This window comes from Streptococcus parasanguinis, from assembly GCF_016648925.1.
Taxonomy (GTDB): domain Bacteria; phylum Bacillota; class Bacilli; order Lactobacillales; family Streptococcaceae; genus Streptococcus.
The window spans coordinates 72,045-92,348 of the sequence record NZ_JACLQX010000006.1 but is presented as its reverse complement, the minus strand read 5'-3'; the positions used below and the strand labels follow the sequence as shown (position 1 = coordinate 92,348).

General features: G+C 43.7%; 17 protein-coding genes. 15 read left to right on the top strand and 2 right to left on the bottom strand.

What is annotated here, in order from left to right; translation table 11 throughout:
- Positions 1–79: 79 nt before the first annotated feature.
- Positions 80–1,426: an Nramp family divalent metal transporter gene (locus H7T97_RS03630; protein ID WP_003013089.1), complete on the bottom strand. Its 1,347-nt coding sequence runs from the start codon at positions 1,424–1,426 to the stop codon at positions 80–82.
- A gap of 170 nt (positions 1,427–1,596) precedes the next feature.
- Here H7T97_RS03630 and H7T97_RS03625 point away from each other — a divergent pair, with 170 nt between their 5' ends.
- The 14 genes from H7T97_RS03625 (at position 1,597) to proC (ending at position 17,297) form a co-directional block, all read left to right on the top strand.
- The gene (locus tag H7T97_RS03625; protein ID WP_049490853.1) at positions 1,597–2,298 is read left to right on the top strand and encodes an ABC transporter ATP-binding protein; all 702 of its coding nucleotides are present in this window, start codon (positions 1,597–1,599) and stop codon (positions 2,296–2,298) included.
- A 13-nt stretch (positions 2,299–2,311) separates the two neighbouring features.
- Positions 2,312–5,035 (top strand): ABC transporter permease, encoded by a 2,724-nt coding sequence (locus H7T97_RS03620; RefSeq protein ID WP_201089452.1) that lies wholly within the window; start codon positions 2,312–2,314, stop codon positions 5,033–5,035.
- Between the two features lie 143 nt (positions 5,036–5,178).
- The gene (locus H7T97_RS03615; RefSeq protein WP_201089450.1) at positions 5,179–6,021 is read left to right on the top strand and encodes a metallophosphoesterase family protein; all 843 of its coding nucleotides are present in this window, start codon (positions 5,179–5,181) and stop codon (positions 6,019–6,021) included.
- A 111-nt stretch (positions 6,022–6,132) separates the two neighbouring features.
- Positions 6,133–6,582, top strand: a complete 450-nt coding sequence (locus tag H7T97_RS03610; protein ID WP_201089448.1) for an Rrf2 family transcriptional regulator — start codon at positions 6,133–6,135, stop codon at positions 6,580–6,582.
- Between the two features lie 422 nt (positions 6,583–7,004).
- Positions 7,005–7,838 carry a PRD domain-containing protein gene (locus H7T97_RS03605; protein ID WP_201089446.1) on the top strand — a complete coding sequence of 278 codons (834 nt, stop codon included), beginning with the start codon at positions 7,005–7,007 and terminating at the stop codon, positions 7,836–7,838.
- A gap of 34 nt (positions 7,839–7,872) precedes the next feature.
- Entirely contained in the window at positions 7,873–8,190 is a 318-nt protein-coding gene (locus H7T97_RS03600; RefSeq protein WP_003007713.1) for a PTS lactose/cellobiose transporter subunit IIA, read from the top strand.
- Positions 8,190–9,890 (top strand): lactose-specific PTS transporter subunit EIIC, encoded by a 1,701-nt coding sequence (locus tag H7T97_RS03595; protein WP_201089445.1) that lies wholly within the window; start codon positions 8,190–8,192, stop codon positions 9,888–9,890. The genes H7T97_RS03600 and H7T97_RS03595 overlap by 1 nt, the downstream gene beginning before the upstream one ends.
- Positions 9,891–10,103: 213 nt before the next feature.
- Entirely contained in the window at positions 10,104–11,510 is a 1,407-nt protein-coding gene (gene lacG / locus H7T97_RS03590; protein ID WP_201089443.1) for a 6-phospho-beta-galactosidase, read from the top strand.
- A gap of 279 nt (positions 11,511–11,789) precedes the next feature.
- Complete coding sequence (locus H7T97_RS03585; RefSeq protein WP_003001728.1) at positions 11,790–12,692, top strand: LysR family transcriptional regulator; 903 nt, start codon at positions 11,790–11,792, stop codon at positions 12,690–12,692.
- 3 nt (positions 12,693–12,695) lie between these two features.
- On the top strand, positions 12,696–13,157 hold the full coding sequence (gene lspA, locus H7T97_RS03580; RefSeq protein WP_155126058.1) for a signal peptidase II: 462 nt from the start codon (positions 12,696–12,698) through the stop codon (positions 13,155–13,157).
- Complete coding sequence (locus tag H7T97_RS03575; protein WP_155126056.1) at positions 13,147–14,037, top strand: RluA family pseudouridine synthase; 891 nt, start codon at positions 13,147–13,149, stop codon at positions 14,035–14,037. The genes lspA and H7T97_RS03575 overlap by 11 nt, the downstream gene beginning before the upstream one ends.
- A 73-nt stretch (positions 14,038–14,110) precedes the next feature.
- Positions 14,111–15,220 (top strand): glutamate 5-kinase, encoded by a 1,110-nt coding sequence (gene proB, locus H7T97_RS03570; RefSeq protein ID WP_155126054.1) that lies wholly within the window; start codon positions 14,111–14,113, stop codon positions 15,218–15,220.
- Positions 15,221–15,230: 10 nt separating this feature from the next.
- Complete coding sequence (locus tag H7T97_RS03565) at positions 15,231–16,478, top strand: glutamate-5-semialdehyde dehydrogenase (RefSeq protein WP_155214227.1); 1,248 nt, start codon at positions 15,231–15,233, stop codon at positions 16,476–16,478.
- Positions 16,479–16,481: 3 nt separating this feature from the next.
- Positions 16,482–17,297 (top strand): pyrroline-5-carboxylate reductase, encoded by an 816-nt coding sequence (gene proC, locus H7T97_RS03560; protein WP_201089441.1) that lies wholly within the window; start codon positions 16,482–16,484, stop codon positions 17,295–17,297.
- Between the two features lie 34 nt (positions 17,298–17,331).
- On the opposite strand, the gene H7T97_RS03555 is transcribed toward proC, so the two are convergent.
- Complete coding sequence (locus tag H7T97_RS03555) at positions 17,332–18,855, bottom strand: ATP-binding cassette domain-containing protein (RefSeq protein ID WP_201089439.1); 1,524 nt, start codon at positions 18,853–18,855, stop codon at positions 17,332–17,334.
- 318 nt (positions 18,856–19,173) lie between these two features.
- Between H7T97_RS03555 and hemW the strand changes: the two genes are divergently transcribed.
- Positions 19,174–20,304: a radical SAM family heme chaperone HemW gene (hemW, locus tag H7T97_RS03550; RefSeq protein ID WP_201089437.1), complete on the top strand. Its 1,131-nt coding sequence runs from the start codon at positions 19,174–19,176 to the stop codon at positions 20,302–20,304.

Genomic DNA, 20,304 nt, shown 5'->3' with positions numbered 1-20,304 from the left:
ACAGCCCTACTCAACTGTGCGGAGGTGGGACGACGAAATCGAATTCTAACGAATTACCGATTTCTGTCCCACTCTCTCTTTATTTGATAAAAGTTGTCACGATCAAATTGAAATTTAAGATAGTTAAGACAATCGCAACGAGATAGCCTAAGAAAGTATTCCATTTCGCATTGACATGCTCTCCCATGATTTCCTTGTTGGAGGTGAAATAAACCAGAGGGAAGATGGAGAATGGAAGAGCCGCTGATAGGAAGACTTGAGAATAAACCAGAAGGTCATCAAGGACATGTTCCTGATCTCCAAATAAGATCGCAACGATGATGACAGGAAGAAGGGCAATGATCCGAGTCATGAGACGAACGACCCATTGTGGCAGGCGGAATCTCAAGAAACCTTCCATAACGATTTGACCAGTTAGGGTCCCAGTAATGGTTGAATTTTGACCACTGGCTAACAAAGCGATGGCAAAGAGGGTGGACAAGAAGGGACTAGCGATAGCACCGGCAATGTGGTTATCCTTGAGGGCATTGTACATGCTAGAAAAAGCACCGATCTTATCCCCGTGACCGAAGAAGAGGGCCGCTCCAAGAATCAAGAGGAGGGAGTTGACGACGAAGGCCAAACTCAATTCAATATTTGAATCCCAGGTCATAAAGCGCACTGCCCGTTTGATATCTGCTGGATCTTTGTAATCGACCTTACGCGTTTGCGAAATGGAAGAGTGGAGATAGAGGTTGTGGGGCATCACCGTTGCTCCGATGATTCCAAGCGCCAGGGTTAAGGCTTCATTTCCTTTTGGTAGCCCAATTCCTAGCACCTCTTTTTGAGGGAGGAAGCCAGCGAAGATTCCCCCGATATCTGGCTTCGAAAGAAAGACGAGATAACCAAAAATCGCAAGGATCGTGAGGATCAAGGTTGATACGATGGCCTCGATCTTTCGAAATCCTAGATGCATGAGCCCCAATAAGAGGAAGACATCAAAGATGGTGATCAGAATGGAAAAAAGCAAGGGCCAGCCAAAAAGAAGGTGGAGGGCAATCCCTGATCCGATGACTTCTGCTAAATCTGTCGCCATCAGGGCAAGCTCGATCACAATCCAAAGGGTATAGCGAAGCCATTTTGGCAAGTGATGGGCGGTTGTTTGGGCCAGGTCCTTACGATGGACAATTCCTAGTTTACCAGCCATTTGTTGCAACTGCATGGCGATTAAAGAGGAGAGAAGAACCACTGATAAGAGGAGGTAGCGGTATTGTGCCCCTCCGACCACACTAGTAATCCAGTTTCCCGGGTCCATATAGCCGACAGCTACCAGACTTCCTGGTCCTGAAAAGAGCAGGAGGGTCTTCCAAAAAGGGATGCCTTTTGGCACGTCAATAGACTGGTTGATTTCTTGAAGAGATTTCCTTTCAAACTGTTGTAAACTCATGATGAGCCTTCTTTCTAAGAATAAATCAAATTTCTCTCTAATTATAGCATAAAATTTATAATAGTTCATGATAATGAGGAAGAATCACTATTGGTGATGCCTCGATTTCTTTGTAATCTATACGAAAAGGACTATAATATAGATAGGAAATAGGAGGGAGGAGAGAAAAAATGGCCTACATCGAAATGCAGCACTGTTACAAGCGATACACTAGTGGAGAAACGGAGATTCTCGCTAATCAGGATGTTTCTTTTGAGATTGAAAAAGGCGAATTGGTCATTATTTTAGGGGCGTCAGGAGCTGGAAAATCAACAGTTCTCAATATCTTAGGAGGGATGGACACGAATGACGAAGGACAGGTCCTGATTGATGGGGTGGATATTTCTAAGCTCAATTCCCATCAACGAACGGATTATCGACGAGATGACGTTGGCTTTGTCTTTCAATTTTATAATTTAGTAGCCAATCTGACAGCCAAGGAAAATGTCGAATTGGCTTCAGAAATCGTCTCTGATGCCTTGGATCCGGAAGCCGTTTTAAGAGAAGTAGGACTTGGCAATCGTCTTGATAATTTTCCTGCACAATTGTCAGGTGGAGAGCAACAACGGGTGGCGATTGCTCGGGCAGTGGCGAAAAACCCTAAAATTCTCCTTTGCGATGAGCCTACAGGAGCCTTAGACTACCAGACAGGTAAGCAAGTATTGGGGATTTTACAGGATATGTCTCGAAAAAAGGGAGCGACGGTCATCATCGTAACCCATAATGGGGCTCTAGCTCCGATTGCAGACCGTGTGATTCGCATGCATGATGCCAAGGTCAAGTCAGTAGAAATCAATGAGCTTCCTCAAGATATTGCTACACTAGAGTATTAGAAGAGGTGCTAGCATGAAACGAAAAGTCTATTGGAAGGATTTGTTTGCTTCCTTTACACATTCAAAAGGACGTTTTCTCTCCATCTTAACCTTGATGTTATTGGGAAGCTTGGCCTTGGTAGGCTTAAAGGTGACTACTCCAAATATGCATCGAACGGCTAACCAGTTTATTCAGCAACAAAAGATGCTAGATCTTGCTGTCATGGGGGACTTGGGATTAGACCAGGCAGACCAAGAGGAGCTTTTAGGAGTCAAAGGGGCGCGTGTCGAATTTGGTTCACTGCTGGATCTGACAGTGAAAGGAACAGGAAAGGCAATTCGACTGTTTTCTGCCCCAAAAAGTCTTTCTTTCTTTCGTGTGACCAAGGGGCGCCTGCCCAAAAAAGAAGGGGAACTGGCCCTAGCAAGTTTTTGGGAGGATCGCTATCAGATAGGGGATACCCTCACACTTGAAGAAAAGGCTGGAACGCGCTCTAGTTTAAAGCGAAAGCAATTCACCATTGTTGGTTTTGTTCAATCCTCTGAGATGTGGTCTCAAAAGAATTTAGGCACTGCCATGAGTGGTAGTGGAAATCTAGATGCCTATGCACTAGTTTCAAAAGAGGTCTTTACGACTAAACTTCCCGCGATGGCGCGGATCCAGTTTGATGATCTGAAGTCTTTAGATTCTTTTTCGCAAGTCTACCAAAAAGGGCTCAAAGCTCATCAAGAAGAGTTAGAAAAACTTCTGAAAGACAATGGAAAGGCTCGCTATCAAAGACTCAAGCAGGAGGCGGATGGGCAGATTCAAAAAGGCCAGAAAGAACTCAGTCGTGCCAAGGAAACCCTCCAGTCAGCTAAAAATCAGATCGATCAGGCTCAAAAACAATTAGACTTGCAGGAGGCCCAGTTCAAGAAATTAGCTCCATTTCTGCCAGCTAAAGAGCAAGTAGCCAGTCAAGAAAAGCTCCATCAAGCCAAAGAACAACTGGATCAGAAAAAGAAGGACTGGACTGCAGGTGAAACGGAGCTTGAAAAAAAAGAGGGTGAGCTGAAAAAAGCCCAAAGGGAGCGAGATCAGCTGGAAATTCCAACTTATCATGTCTATGATCGCAAGACCATGCCAGGTGGACAAGGTTACCTGATGTATAGCAATGCCAGTAGTAGTATCTCCGCTGTCGGAAATATTTTTCCGGTTGTTCTTTATCTGGTAGCCGCCATGGTGACCTTTACCACGATGACCCGCTTTGTCGATGAAGAGCGGACCAATGCAGGTATATTTAAGGCACTGGGCTATCGTACCAGGGACATCATTCTCAAATTTGTTCTCTATGGATTCTTTGCAGGGACGATCGGTACCCTTCTAGGAACCTTGCTGGGCCATTATTTCCTATCGGGGATCATTTCCAACATTATTACGCAAGGGATGGTGATTGGAGAGAGCAGAGAGTATTTTTATGGGGATATGACTCTGATTGCGCTCGGACTGTCTTTCGTTGCGAGTGTGCTTCCGGCTTATTGGGTTTCGCGTAAGGAATTAAAAGAAGAAGCCAATCTTCTATTACTTCCCAAACCACCGGTATCCGGTTCGAAGATTTTCCTGGAGCGTCTCCATTTTATTTGGAAGCGTCTGAGTTTCACTCACAAGGTCACTGCTCGTAATCTCTTTCGTTACAAACAACGGATGCTGATGACCATTTTTGGAGTGGCAGGTTCTGTTGCTCTCCTCTTTGCAGGGCTAGGGATTCAATCTTCTGTAGGAAGTGTTTCCAAACGCCAATTTCAAGAGATCCTATCTTATGAGTTGATTGTAGCCAAAAAAACGAATGCCTCCTACCAAGAAAGCAAAGAACTAACCAATCGTCTGGCAAAATCAGACATCAAGGATTATCGAGCCATCTATAGTAAGGTCATTGAAGCTTCTTTAAAAAATGGACACGACAAACAGACCGTTACGATGTTGGTTACGGATCGTGCAGATTTTTCTCCCTTTGTCAGCCTGCGTTCTTTCAAGCAAGGGGAGTCCTTGTCTCTAAAGAAAGGGGTTATCATCAGTAGCAAACTGGCACAACTAGCCCAGATTACAGTTGGGGATCGACTGACCCTAGATGGCCACTCTTTTAAGGTGGCAGGAATCACTGAAAATTATGTCGGCCATTTTATCTATATGGATCAGGCAAGTTACCAAAAAATCTACGGAGAGCGGACTTCAGAAAACAGCTATTTGGTACAGCTGCGAAATTCATCCACACAACAAGTGCAAGCAGTTAGTCGGGACATGATGGCTCTTGCAGCTGTGAAGGCAGTCAGTCAAAATGCTTCGATGATTTCCCTCTTTAACTCAGTTGCCAAATCGTTGGACACCACCATGATGATTCTAGTAGTTGTATCGGTTTTGTTAGCTATCGTGATCTTGTATAATTTAACCAATATCAATGTGGCAGAACGGATCCGTGAATTATCGACCATCAAGGTCTTGGGATTCCATAATAAGGAAGTGACACTCTATATTTACCGCGAAACCATCTTATTGTCTATCATAGGGATCCTCATGGGGTTAGTGGGGGGCTATTATCTTCATCAATTTCTTATTGCCATGATTGCACCAGATGCCATTCTCTTTTACCCCAAAGTAGGACTTGGTGTTTTCCTCTTCCCTGTAGGGGGACTGATCCTTCTTTTGGTCCTGTTAGGAATTTATGTTGACCATTATCTCCGAAAAGTAGACATGCTCGAAGCCCTCAAATCAGTAGACTAAGATACAAAGCCCGTAGCTGATAGCGACAAAATGAGTCCTCTAACCTTATTTTTCATTTCGAGCAGCATAGAATTCTCATAAAACTTTCACCCCAGGGTGGAAGTTTTTCTACTCTTTGTTATAATGGATAGTAGGAGAAGATCATGACTAAAATTGCTTTACTTTCAGATATTCATGGAAATACGACAGCTTTGGAAGCTGTCCTAGAGGATAGTCGAAAAGCCAAGGTGGATGAATATTGGCTCTTAGGAGATAGTTTGATGCCAGGAACAGGGAGACGGGCCCTCTTGGAGATGTTAGAGGAGTTACCGATTACGGTAAAAGTCCTTGGGAACTGGGAAGATAGTCTTTGGCGGGCCATGAGGGGGATGCTGGATGAGACCAGACCCAGTCATCGCTACCTCATGCGCCAGTGTCAATATATTCTTGAAGAAATCACGCCCCAGGAAATTGAAGACATGCAGGAAATGCCCATGCAGGTCCATAGAGAAATCGCAGGTTTAAAGATCGGCATTACCCACCACTTACCTGACAAGAATTGGGGTCGGGAATTGATCCACATTGGTGAGCAGAAGGATTTTGATCGCTTGGTGACAAACCCGTCTTGTGATATTGCAGTCTACGGACACATTCACCAGCAGTTTTTTCGCTACGGGACAGGAGGAGAACTGATCATCAATCCTGGGTCGATCGGTCAACCCTTCTTTTTGGAAAAGAATCTTCGCAAGGATCTTCGGGCCATGTATGCCATTCTTGAATTTGATCAAATGGGGCTAAAAGATGTCGATTTTAGACGGGTGGATTATGATGTGCAAAAAGAACTCCAACTTGCTAAAGACCTCCATCTTCCTTATTATCAAGTGTATTATGAAAGTTTGGTCAATGGCATTCATCATACCCACAATCATGAGCTACTTCATGAGATTGAGCAGAGAGAAGGTCATGATCGAGAAATCGATGCTTGGTTAGAGGATTTTTTCCAATAGTGTAACTGTTGACATTACAACAAAAACTAGTATAATAAGGGTAGTAAGAGTCATCTGTTGACAATCGTTCAATAGATACCACTTTCAGAACTGGCAGAAAGGAGTAAAAACATGCAAATTTCGAGTCGCTTTACCATTGGGACTCATGTCTTGATCATGATTGCTCTACAAGGAGAAAAAACAAAAGTAACCAGTGATTTTTTGGCAGGAAGTGTTGGCGTGAATCCTGTTATTATTCGAAAGACCTTGTCTCAGTTGAAAAAAGCTGGATTGATCCATGTAGCGCGTGGGACAGGAGGAGCTGAACTCGCTAAAGCAGCCGATGAGATCAGCCTGCTGGATATCTATCAAGCGGTAGAATGCTTAGGTTCGACAGGTCAATTATTTGGTTTTCATGACAATCCGAATCCAGCCTGCCCAATTGGTCACAATATCCACAATGTTTTAGATGGGAAGCTTGAGGACATTCAGACTGCTATGGAAAAAGAAATGGCTCAAACCACTTTAAAAGACGTCGTAGAAGATACGCAGAAAAGAATGAATTTCGAATCGGTTTCATAAGAAAAATGAGAGTGGGACAGAAATCGGTAATTCGTTAGAATTCGATTTCATCGTCCCACCTCCGCACAGTTGAGTAGGGCTGTAAAAGCTGATGAAATCAGCGTAGTAGAGCCCACTCAACCACTGCGTCTTGCTCGACAATCCAAAGATGATTGAGAGGCTAGGACTTTTATCCCAGCCTCTTCATTATTTCAAGGTCTTGTTTATTTTTTATAAAAAAATGTTTAAAAATTTTCGCTGTAAGGGTTTACAAAACAAAAAGTTTATGATAGAATAAGTTTATAAGTTGAATAGCAGTGAGCGTTACTAAGTTAGATTAGGCGTGACCACAAGTAGACTGAACAATTAGTGTATGCTAGTTTTTTCAGTTGCTTCGTGGTCATTTTTATTTGCTTTTAACAAATTTTACAAAGGAGAGCCTCATGTATCGTATTATCCATCCAATGAACAATAATGTTGCTTTGGTTCAAAATGAACTACAACAAGAGTTGATTGTTATTGGGAGTGGGATTGCATTTGGGAAAAAGAAACATGATCTAGTAGCTGATGATAAGGTCGAAAAAGTATTTCGTTTAAACACGGATGAGTCAAGAGAAAACTTTATGGCCCTTCTAAAGAATGTTCCTCTTGATTTCATTACAACCACTTATGAAGTGATTGATACCTTGTCTAAGAAATATGCCTATCCTGTTCAAGAATATATCTATGTGACATTAACAGATCACATCTTTTGTTCTTACCAGGCAGTTCAACAGGGAAGATATAAATACAGTGACCTTCCTGATGTGTCTGCTATGCATCCGATTCCCTATAAAATCGCAAAAGAAGCGATTGAGATCTTTCGAAAGCGGCTCTTGGATCAATTTCCTGACGATGAAGTGAATCGCATCGCTTATCATTTCATTAATGCACAAGGGGAAATGATTCATGAGCAAGATCCAGATGTTCAGGACCGACAAGTTATTTTGAAAGCTGTAGAAGAAAAACTAGCTCAAAATGGATTGAAACGGAAAGAAGAAAACAGTCATTTCTATGATCGCTTTATGATCCATCTCAATTATTTCCTAGATTCGCTAGATAAGGGAAGAGAAGATCCAGAAGGTTTGAGCGAGATGGAACAACTGATTCAGCTAAGTTATCCAAAGGCTTATGAGATTAGTCATCAAATCTACCAAACCATCGCTGAACAGACAGGAGCCAAGATATCTCCTAATGAAAAAGTCTATTTAGCCCTTCATATTCAACGTCTATTATAAAAATTTTCAAAAGGTATCATAAGGAGGAACCAACATGAATAAAGAAGAAGTCCAATTACTTGGCTTTGAAATTGTCGCTTATGCCGGTGACGCTCGATCAAAATTAGTGGAAGCCTTAAAAGCTGCTGAAAATGGTGATTTTGCTAAAGCAGAATCCTTAGTAGAAGAAGCGGGGTCTTGTATCGCTGAGGCTCACAAATCTCAAACGACCATGCTAGCGCATGAAGCAGCAGGAGAAGAAATCCCCTATAGCATTACCATGATGCATGGTCAAGACCATCTCATGACAACAATCCTATTAAAAGACGTGATTCACCATCTGATTGAACTATATAAAAGAGGAGCGAAATAATGAATAAACTGATTGAACTGATTGAAAAAGGGAAACCTTTCTTTGAAAAGATTTCTCGAAACAAATATTTGCGAGCGATTCGGGATGGCTTTATTGCAGGGATGCCTGTTATCCTTTTCTCATCTATCTTCATCCTAATTGCGTATGTACCAAACGCTTGGGGATTCCATTGGTCTAAAGATATTGAAACTTTCTTGATGACTCCATATAGCTATTCTATGGGCATCTTGGCCTTCTTCGTTGGTGGTACAACGGCTAAGGCTTTGACTGATTCAATGAACCGCGACCTTCCAGCAACTAACCAAATCAACTTCATTTCTACAATGTTGGCTTCTATGGTTGGCTTCTTGCTCATGGCTGCCGAACCTGCTAAAGAAGGTGGATTCTTAACAGCCTTCATGGGTACAAAAGGTCTGTTGACAGCCTTCATTGCAGCCTTTGTTACCGTTAATGTTTATAAGGTCTGTGTGAAAAATAATGTGACGATTCGCATGCCAGACGAGGTTCCACCAAATATCTCTCAAGTATTTAAAGACTTGATTCCATTCACTGTATCAGTGGTTCTCCTTTATGGACTTGAATTGATTGTTAAGGGCGGTCTCGGTGTAACAGTAGCTGAATCTATCGGTACGCTTCTTGCTCCTCTCTTCTCAGCAGCAGATGGTTATGTTGGAATTACGATCATTTTCGGTGCTTTTGCATTCTTCTGGTTTATTGGTATTCACGGCCCATCTATCGTTGAGCCTGCGATTGCAGCGATCACTTATGCAAATGCCGAAGTAAACTTGAACTTGATTCAACAAGGAATGCACGCTGATAAGATCCTTACTTCAGGTACTCAAATGTTTATCGTTACTATGGGTGGTACTGGTGCGACTCTTGTCGTTCCATTCATGTTCATGTGGTTAACGAAATCAAAACGTAACCGTGCAATTGGACGTGCATCTGTAGTTCCAACATTCTTTGGTGTTAACGAACCAATCTTGTTCGGTGCTCCATTGGTATTGAACCCAATCTTCTTCATTCCATTTATCTTTGCTCCAATTGCAAACGTATGGATCTTCAAATTCTTTGTTGATACCTTGGGAATGAACTCATTTACTTCTAACCTACCATGGACAACTCCTGGACCTCTGGGTATTGTTCTTGGTACGAACTTCCAAGTACTTTCCTTCATCCTTGCTGCACTTCTTGTTGTAGTAGACGTGATCATTTACTACCCATTCGTTAAAGTTTACGATGAACAAATTCTTGAAGAAGAACGTTCAGGTAAATCAAACGATAGCTTGAAAGAAAAAGTTGCTGCAAACTTTAACACTGCAAAAGCAGATGCTATTCTTGAAAAAGCTGGTGTTGAAGGTGAACCAGTTCAAAACAATATCACAAAAGAAACAAACGTATTGGTTCTTTGTGCCGGTGGTGGAACTAGTGGACTTCTTGCCAATGCTTTGAATAAAGCTGCTGCAGAATACAATGTTCCTGTGAAGGCTGCTGCTGGTGGTTACGGTGCTCACCGTGAAATGTTGCCAGAATTTGACCTTGTTATCCTTGCTCCTCAAGTAGCTTCAAACTATGAAGATATGAAGGCTGAAACAGATAAACTTGGAATCAAATTGGCTAAGACTGAAGGAGCTCAATACATCAAGTTGACTCGTGATGGTAAAGGCGCTCTTGCATTCGTTCAAGAACAATTCGATTAACGATAGGGACTGTGAAACAGTCTCCTATCGTAACGGAAATCGCTATGGCGATTTTCCTAATCGACTTGTTAATTCGTCGGTAAAAATATATCGTTTTTACCTCCTCATGTCACAATTCGGTGGCTTGGAACAAGAAGTGAGATGGAGATGGATGGCTCACTAACTCCTCTCCGCTCACTTTTCATTTGGTTCAATTAAGAAATAGGTGAAAAAATGACAAAAACACTTCCTAAAGATTTTATTTTTGGTGGCGCTACAGCCGCCTATCAAGCAGAAGGGGCTACTCATACAGATGGGAAAGGCCCTGTTGCATGGGACAAATACTTAGCTGATAACTATTGGTATACAGCAGAACCTGCTAGTGATTTCTACCACAAATATCCAGTAGACCTTCAATTAGCTGAAGAATACGGTGTCAATGGTATTCGGATTTCCATTGCCTGGTCGCGTATTTTCCCAACTGGTTATGGTGAAGTCAATCCAAAAGGGGTAGAATTCTATCATAAGTTATTTGCAGAATGTCATAAACGTCATGTAGAACCATTCGTAACTCTCCATCACTTTGATACCCCTGAGGCTCTTCACTCAAATGGAGACTTCTTGAACCGTGAAAACATCGAACATTTTATAGATTATGCGGCCTTCTGTTTTGAAGAATTCCCAGAAGTCAACTACTGGACAACCTTCAATGAAATCGGCCCAATCGGTGATGGTCAGTACTTGGTAGGGAAATTCCCACCAGGAATTCAGTATGACCTTGCCAAAGTCTTCCAATCACACCACAATATGATGGTTTCTCATGCGCGTGCTGTGAAATTGTACAAAGATAAAGGTTATACAGGTGAAATCGGGGTTGTTCACGCCCTTCCAACTAAGTATCCATTGGATCCTAAAAATCCTGCAGATGTACGTGCGGCTGAGTTGGAAGATATCATTCACAACAAATTTATTCTAGATGCAACCTACCTTGGTCACTATTCCGATGAAACTATGGAAGGTGTTAATCACATCTTATCTGCCAATGGTGGTAGCTTGGATCTTCGTGACGAAGACTTTGCAGCGCTTGAAGCAGCTAAAGATTTGAACGACTTCCTTGGAATTAACTACTACATGAGTGACTGGATGGAAGCTTTTGACGGCGAAACAGAAATCATTCATAACGGTAAAGGGGAAAAAGGAAGCTCTAAATACCAAATCAAAGGTGTTGGACGTCGTGTAGCTCCTGACTATGTCCCTCGTACAGACTGGGATTGGATCATTTATCCTCAAGGGTTGTATGATCAAATCATGCGTGTTAAGAAAGATTATCCAAACTACAAAAAGATCTACATCACTGAAAACGGATTGGGATACAAAGATGAATTTGTGGACAATACGGTTTATGATGATGGCCGGATTGATTATGTGAAGCAACACTTGGAGGTCTTGTCTGATGCGATTGCAGATGGTGCTAATGTCAAAGGTTACTTCATCTGGTCTCTCATGGACGTCTTCTCTTGGTCTAATGGTTATGAAAAACGCTATGGTCTCTTTTATGTGGACTTTGAAACCCAAGAGCGCTATCCAAAGAAATCGGCTCATTGGTACAAGAAAGTAGCTGAAAGTCAAGTGATTGAATAAGTATAAGAGGCTGGGACAGAAGTCCTAGCCTCTCAATTGTTTTTGGATTGTCGAGCAAAACGCAGTGGTTGAGTGGGCTCTACTAAGCTGATTTCATCAGCTTTCACAGCCCTACTCAACTGTGCGGAGGTGGGACGACGAAATCGAATTCTAACGAATTACCGATTTCTGTCCCACTCTCTTTTTTATTTTTACTAGAAGAGGGTCTCTTAAACGGATCTCTTCTTTCAGCCCCTAATTTATGGTATAATAGATCGATACTGTAATAAGGAAAATAGAATGAATATACAACAATTACGATATGTAGTGGCGATTGCCAACAGTGGTACTTTTCGTGAGGCTGCTGAAAAAATGTATGTAAGTCAGCCTAGCTTGTCCATCTCCGTCAGAGATCTGGAAAAAGAACTGGGGTTTAAGATTTTTCGTCGGACCAGTTCTGGAACTTTTTTGACCCGTCGGGGAATGGAATTTTATGAAAAAGCGCAGGATGTGGTCAAAGGGTTTGATATTTTTCAAAATCAATATGCCAGTCCTGAAGAAGAGAAGAAAGAATTCTCTATTTCTAGTCAACACTATGACTTCTTGCCACCATTGATGACGGAATTCTCGATCCGCTATCCGGAAAATAAAAACTTCCGCATCTTTGAGTCAACGACGGTCCAAATTTTGGATGAAGTGGCTCAAGGGCATAGTGAGTTAGGGATTATTTATCTCAACCGTCAAAATACCAAGGGAATTATGCAACGGGTTGATAAATTAGGACTTGAAGTGGTGGATTTGATTCCTTTTCAGACTCATATTTACCTTCGCAAGGGACACCCTCTGGCTAAGAAGAAAAAACTGGTCATGGAAGATCTAGCTCAATTGCCAACTGTTCGCTTTACCCAAGAAAAAGATGAGTACCTCTATTATTCAGAGAACTTTGTCGATACCAGTTCGAGCTCCCAAATGTTCAATGTAACCGACCGGGCTACCTTGAATGGGATCTTGGAGCGGACAGATGCTTATGCGACAGGATCAGGCTTTTTAGATAGCCAGTCAGTGAATGGCATTACCGTGATTCCTTTAGAAGACAACTTGGACAATAAAATGGTCTATGTCAAACGCGAAGAGATGGATCTCTCCCCTGTAGCAGAGAAGTTTGTCGAGGTCATGGTAGAGTATTTTGATCAAAAGAGGTAAGAAATGAAGAGAAAAACAATGGTTCCGGTAGCAATCGTGCTATTGATCCTACTGGATCAGTTGGTCAAATGGTGTGTAGTCAAGAACATTCCACTGGGTGTCGTTAAGTCTTTTATTCCCCATGTGGTCAGTCTGACCTATCTTCAAAACACAGGTGCAGCCTTTTCACTTCTTGAAAATCAGCAATGGTTCTTTACCCTCATCACTCTAGTCGTGATGGTGGGGGCCTTTTATTATCTTTATAAGCACCTCAAGGGGTCGCTTTGGATGGTGACGGGTTTGACCTTGGTGATTGCAGGTGGCTTGGGGAATTTTATCGATCGCCTGCGTCAAGGCTTTGTGGTCGATATGTTCCACCTGGATTTTATGAATTTTGCCATTTTTAATGTAGCAGATAGTTATTTGACAGTTGGAGTTTTCTTGCTCCTGATCCTGATGTTGAAAGAGGAAACGCATGGAAATTAAAATCGAAGTAGCCGGTGCGCGACTGGATAAGGCTTTGGCGGATTTGACTACCTTGTCACGAGCTGTGGCCAATGAGCAGATCAAAGAAGGGAAAGTTCTGGTCAATGGGACTGTGAAAAAAGCCAAGTACACGGTCAAAGAAGGAGACATCATCCAGTATGAAGTCCCAGAAGTGGAAGAGGTCAGTTATGAAGCAGAAGATCTGCCCTTAGACATCGTTTATGAGGACCAGGATGTTGTGGTGGTTAATAAATCTCAAGGCATGGTTGTTCACCCAAGTGCGGGTCATACCAGTGGAACCTTGGTCAATGCGCTGTTATACCATGTTAAGGACCTTTCAGGGATCAATGGGGAATTGCGTCCAGGGATCGTTCATCGGATCGATAAAGACACGTCAGGTCTCCTGATGGTCGCAAAAAATGACCAAGCTCACGTCGCCTTAGCAGAGGAACTAAAAGACAAAAAATCTCTACGGAAGTATTGGGCCATTGTCCATGGCAACCTTCCTAACGATCGGGGCATGATTGAAGCACCAATTGGTCGCAGTGAAAAGGACCGGAAAAAACAAGCGGTGACGGCAAAAGGAAAACCAGCAGTGACCCGTTTTCAAGTCTTGGAACGCTTTGGGAATTACACCTTGGTAGAGTTGCAACTGGAGACTGGTCGGACCCACCAAATTCGGGTGCATATGGCCTATATTGGCCATCCAGTAGCTGGAGATCCTGCTTATGGTCCTAAGAAGACACTTAAAGGACAAGGACAGTTTCTTCATGCGCGGACACTAGGTTTTACCCACCCCCGTACAGGCGAGACCTTGGAATTTACAGCAGAAGTGCCAGCGATCTTTGAGAAAACGCTGGAAGACCTTCGAAAAGGATAGTGAAGATGGCTGAATGGAGATTCAGTCACTTTCATTAGATACGAAATAAATAGTATTAGAAAGAATCATAGCGATGAAAGCAAAACGAATCGTCTTTAAAGTAGGGACCTCGTCTTTGACCAATCCCGATGGGAGTCTCTCCAGACAGAAGGTCAAGGTCATTACGCAGCAGTTGGCTCTCTTACATGAATCAGGTTATGAGTTGATCTTGGTCTCATCAGGGGCAGTTGCTGCTGGGTTTGGTGCCCTTGGTTTTAAAAAACGGCCGACCAAGGTGGCAGACAAGCAAGCTTCTGCGGCAGTTGGGCAAGGCTTACTGATGGAAGAATACACAGCCAACCTGCTCTTGCGCAACATTGTTTCTGCGCAGATTTTGTTGACCCAGGATGACTTTGCGGATCAGCGCCGCTATAAGAATGCTCACCAGGCCCTTTCTGTCTTGCTTAATCGTGGGGCCATCCCGATTATCAATGAAAACGATACGGTCTCGATTGCTGAGTTAAAAGTAGGAGACAATGATACATTGAGTGCGCAGGTTGCAGCCATGGTTCAAGCTGATCTTTTGGTGCTTCTAACAGATGTAGATGGTCTCTATACAGCCAATCCTTCTCAGGATCCAACAGCTAAGCGCTTGGATCGAATCGAACACATTTCCCGCGAGATGATCGAGATGGCTGGTGGTGCTGGCAGTAGCAACGGAACTGGTGGAATGCTGACCAAACTCAAGGCAGCGACCCTTGCGACCGAGTCAGGGGTTCCTGTCTATATTTGCTCGTCTCTCAAGTCTGATGCCTTGCTCGAAGCTGCGCAAGAGCAAGCAGATGGCAGTTACTTCCTTGCAGAGGATAAGGGCTTAAAAACCCAGAAGCAATGGCTAGCCTTTTATGCTGAAAGCAAAGGAGCCGTTTGGGTGGATGCTGGAGCAGCGGAAGCCCTGTTGGATCATGGGAAGAGTTTATTAATTTCTGGTGTGACCAAGGCAGAAGGGGATTTCTCTTATCACGACATCGTCAGCGTCTATCATCAAGAGACTGGTCAATTACTAGGAAAAGGCAAGGTTCGTCTGGGCCAATCAGCTGTGCGCGATCTACTCCAATCTAAAAAAGCTAAGGGAATCCTCATCCACCGGGATGATTGGATCTCGGTAACTCCTGAGATTGACCTACTCTTTACAGAATTCTAGAGGAAAACGTATGGGAACAACACAAGAACAATTAGCCTTAGCGAGATCTGCTAAGAAAAGCATCAATACAGCCAGTACCGCACTTAAAAATCAGGCCTTGGAGGCCATGGCCAGCCAGCTTCTGAAAGCTACGGATGCCATTTTAGCAGCCAATCAGATCGATATGGAAGCAGCACGTGGGAAGATCTCTGAAGTCATGCTGGATCGCCTCTTTCTTGATCAAGAGCGGATTGCAGGGATGGCACAAGGAATTCGTGCTTTAATAGACCTGCCAGATCCGATTGGGGAAGTGCTGGATACTGAAGTCTTGGAAAATGGTCTTGAAATCCAGAAAGTTCGAGTCGCCATGGGTGTTATTGGCATTATTTATGAAAGCCGTCCAAATGTAACGTCTGATGCTGCAGCGCTTGCCATTAAGAGTGGAAATGCAGTGGTCCTTCGTACTGGAAAGGATGCCTTTCATTCTGCTCAAGCGATCGTGACAGCCCTCAAGGCTGGATTGGAAGAAGCCGGACTGAATCCAGATCTTCTTCAACTGATCCAAGATACGAGTCGAGCTTCTAGCCTTGCGTTGATGAAGGCTAAGGGCTATCTGGACTTGCTCATTCCACGTGGTGGTGCTGGCCTGATTCAAGCGGTGGTTGAAAATGCCATTGTCCCCGTGATTGAGACGGGAACTGGCATTGTCCATGTCTATGTGGACAAGGAGGCTGACTTCCAGAAGGCACTCGCCATTATTGAAAATGCTAAGACCAGCCGCCCATCCGTCTGTAATGCCATGGAGGTCTTGTTGGTCGATCGAGCGATCGCGTCTGACTTCTTGCCTTTGGTCAAAGAGCGTTTAGTGGATGCACGGGAAAAATCCGTTGAGTTGCGCCTAGATGAGCAAGCACAGACTATCATTTCTGGAACAGCAGCACAGGAGCAGGATTTTGATACGGAATTTTTAGATTATATTTTAGCGGTTAAGGTCGTTGATGGAGTTGAGGAAGCGACGGACCACATTGAAGCTCATAGCACCCATCATTCAGATGCTATTGTGACTGAAAATCCTGAGACTGCTGCTTACTTCACCAAGCAGGTGGATTCAGCAGCCGTTTATGTCAATGCTTCTACACGCTTTACAGACGGGGGACAATTTGGTCTAGGTTGTGAAATGGGGATCTCGACCCAAAAACTCCATGCGCGTGGACCGATGGGACTCCGGGAAATGACCAGTTACAAATATATCGTCAATGGAAATGGTCAAGTGAGGTAAGTCATGAAAGTAGCATTTATCGGTCTTGGAAATATGGGAGCTAGTCTGGCCAAAGCGGTCGCAAAAGAAGTGGCTAGCACAGACCTGCTCTTGGTCAATCGTTCCCCACAAAAGGTGGAAGAGTTTATCAGCCAGTATGGGGGAACGGCGTCTGATCTTGAACAAGTCTTTCAAGAGGCTGAAGTGATTTTTTTAGGGGTCAAACCCTATCAGATTTGCCCTCTCCTAGAGGAGTATCAGGGCATCTTAGCCCAACGCTCCAATCTCTTACTGGTTTCCATGGCTGCAGGCTTGGAACTAGAAAAGATGGCTGACGTGATCCAGAACGACCAGCTAGGGCTCATTCGCATCATGCCCAATACGCCTGTGGCCATTGGTCAAGGTGTTATCAGTCTAGCCCGCTCTCAAGCAGTGACAGACCAGCAAGTAGCTAAAGTAAACCAGCTCTTAGCAGGAGCAGGGGCCCTATTCGAAATTGAAGAAAAATTGATGGATCCTGCAACGGCTGTCGCAGGCTGTGGTCCAGCCTTTGTCTATCAGATGATTGAAGCCATGGCAGATGCAGGAGTAGGATTAGGACTTACACGAGAGCAAGCCTTGCAGATGGCTGCACAGACCTTCCAAGGCGCTAGTCAAATGGTCCTAGAGACAGGTGAGCACCCAGCCCGCTTGCGAGATGCAGTTTGTAGCCCGGGTGGCTCTACCATCGCAGGTGTCAACCGCTTAGAACAAGTCGGCCTACGGGGCGACATCATTGCAGGAGTGGAAGCAGCCTACAAACGCACCCAAGAAATGGCACAAGAGGCAGCGAAGGAATAGAAAAAAAGATTGGTTTTGGCCAATCTTTTTTACGTTAGAGCGAATCTATTTCTACCAAACCGTTTTCGGTCAGACGATAGATTTTTTGGCAGACTTCTTTGAGGAAGGTCCGGTCGTGGGAGACTGTGACTAGTCCGCCTGGGTAGTCTGCGAATAGGCGTCGAATTTCTGGTTGGGAAGTGGGGGAAAAATTGCGAGTAGGCTCGTCCAAGAGCAGAAACTGGGGACATGTGAGCACTAATTGAAGGAGAATGAGTTTTCCTTGCTGGCCACCAGAAAGTTCAGAGATCGGATGGTGCATTTCAGAATAGGTAAAATTTAGAGAGGCTAAATGCAATTGAATGGTATTGATTTCTTCGCGATCACCTGAATGCTGTAAGAATTGAACTGGTGTCCGAGTCAGAGGGAGGCATTCAGTGTAATCTTGAGGCATATAGGCAGTGCGGATACTTTCATTCTTCTGTAGACTTTTCCATATCATTTTTAGGAAAGTGGATTTCCCCACACCGTTGGAACCGATAATCCCTATTTTATCCTGTCCTAGAAGTGTAAGGGATAGGTTCTTGATCAGGACACGGTCACCAATTGCGAGCTCTTCCTGATCTAATAGAAGGACTCGTTTTTGAGGAGACAAGGGAGTGAGGGGAGGGAAATGCAGATTGATGACTTCCTCATCATAGGGTTGGGGAGTCATGGATTGGAATTCTCGCTCGTAGCGCTTTTCTTGTGAGAGGAGGGACTTCATTTTCTTTGCCAGGAGACGTCCAGCAGTGCTATCCTTGGTGTTTCGTAAGGATGTTTCAACTTGCTGACGGACGCGACGATGCTTCTCCATTGTTTTTCGGTAGGTTCGTTGATCGTTTGCAGCTTGCTGGGACTGCTGCTTGAATTGTTGCTCCCTCTGGCTACTGTAGTCTTGATAGCCTAGGTGCTCTACAATGGTTTCAGCCTCCTTGCGGTGTTTGACCTGTCTTAGATGGATGATCGTATCCGCTGTCTGAGTCAAAAAATCCTCATGATGGGAAATAAATAGAATGGTTTGGGGGCTTGTTTGGATCATCTGTTGGAGCCAGTCCAGGGTTTCCAAATCCAGATCGTTCGAAGGTTCATCTAAAAATAGTAATTCATGAGGACGACAAAGTTCGTGAAGCAGTTGGACTTTGAGGGCTTCTCCTCCAGATAGACTTCCAATAGCTTGGTCGCTCGCAAAGCGGTCGCTATCAAATTGCAATTGATCAGCCAGTCTGTAGAGGGTGGCATAGTCTAGCTCGTCTTCTCCAAAAAAATATTCTTCCAATGTTTTTCCCTTCAATACTTCCGGCAAAGACTGGGGAATATAGGCATAGGAGTGAAAGGAAGTGGTGATTTCGCCTTCTATTGTCAGATAATCTGGTAGGGATTTTGGGGACATGAGGACGTGAAGTAAGGAAGATTTTCCATTTCCTTCTTCGCCAATAATGGCAACTTTTTCTCCTTCATGAATGGTTAAGGACAGATCGCGAACCAGATCGCGTAAATCTTTTGTATGGCGGATGGTGAGGTGGGATAGTTTTAGCATAAGATTCCTTTCTACTGGGACAAAAAACAGCTCTACCTATTTAGTAGAGCTGTATTCAAGTGGAACCCAAACAGAAAAAGATCTAATATAGCCAACAAGAAGTTGGAGAATAGGCAAGAGGGTACACAAAAAGAGATAGAACAAGCAGTCCACTAAATAAAGTATTTTATTTAACGAAACTTAGTTGTTCATATCTCCTTACCTCCGAATATGATTAAATTCATTCTATTCCTTTTATTCCTTCTTGTCAAGGAATTCCTGGCTTCTTATTCCCTTTTCTTTTCGGACTTAGGGGGATTTTATGGTATAATTAAAGGTATGCATACAAAACCAACGTCCGCTTATGTCCACATCCCATTTTGTACCCAGATTTGTTTTTATTGTGATTTTTCGAAGGTTTTTATCAAGAACCAACCGGTCGATGCTTATTTGGATCATTTGATCCAAGAATTTCGTCGGGAAGAAATCACAAATTTACGGACTCTCTATATTGGGGGTGGGACACCGACAGCCTTAACTGCGGATCAGCTAGAGTATCTGCTCAAGGAGCTGACCAAGTCACTTGATCTTTCTCAGATGGAGGAGTTGACCATCGAGGCCAATCCTGGTGATTTGGATCCGGATAAGATTGCTGTCTTAAAGGATTCACCGGTTAATCGGGTTTCTTTAGGCGTACAGACCTTTGATAATCGCTTGCTCAAAAAGATTGGTCGGAGCCATCAAGAGCAGGATATCTATGACAATATCGATCGTCTGAAGCTGGCTGGTTTTGACAATATTTCGATCGACCTCATCTATGCCCTTCCGACGCAAACCATGGAGCAGGTCAAGGAAAATGTCGCTAAGGCTCTTGCCCTCGACATTCCTCATATGAGCCTCTATAGCTTGATTCTGGAGAATCACACGGTCTTTATGAATCGCATGAGACGGGGCAAGCTTCCTCTACCAAAAGAGGAGTTAGAAGCGGAGATGTTTGAATACATCATTCAGGAGTTGGAGCGTGCGGGCTTTGAGCATTATGAAATTTCTAATTTCTCCAAGCCTGGTTTTGAAAGTCGACATAATCTCATGTATTGGGACAATGCTGAGTATTATGGTCTGGGAGCTGGAGCATCCGGCTATGTCGATGGGATTCGCTACAAGAATCATGGCCCCATTCGTCACTATATGCAGGCTGTCGAAGAGGGAAATGCGCGTGTCCAAGAAGAGTATCTGACTCAGACAGAAATGATGGAAGAAGAGATGTTTCTAGGACTACGTAAGAAAACAGGCGTTTCCAAGAAGCGTTTTGAAGAGAAGTTTGGTGTGAATTTTGACCAACAATATGGACCAGTGGTTGAGGAATTGACCCAGCAGGGCCTTTTAGTACCTGACAAGGACATTGTACGAATGACCAAGAAAGGTCTCTTTTTAGGAGACACTGTAGCAGAGAAGTTTATTTTGGAGTAG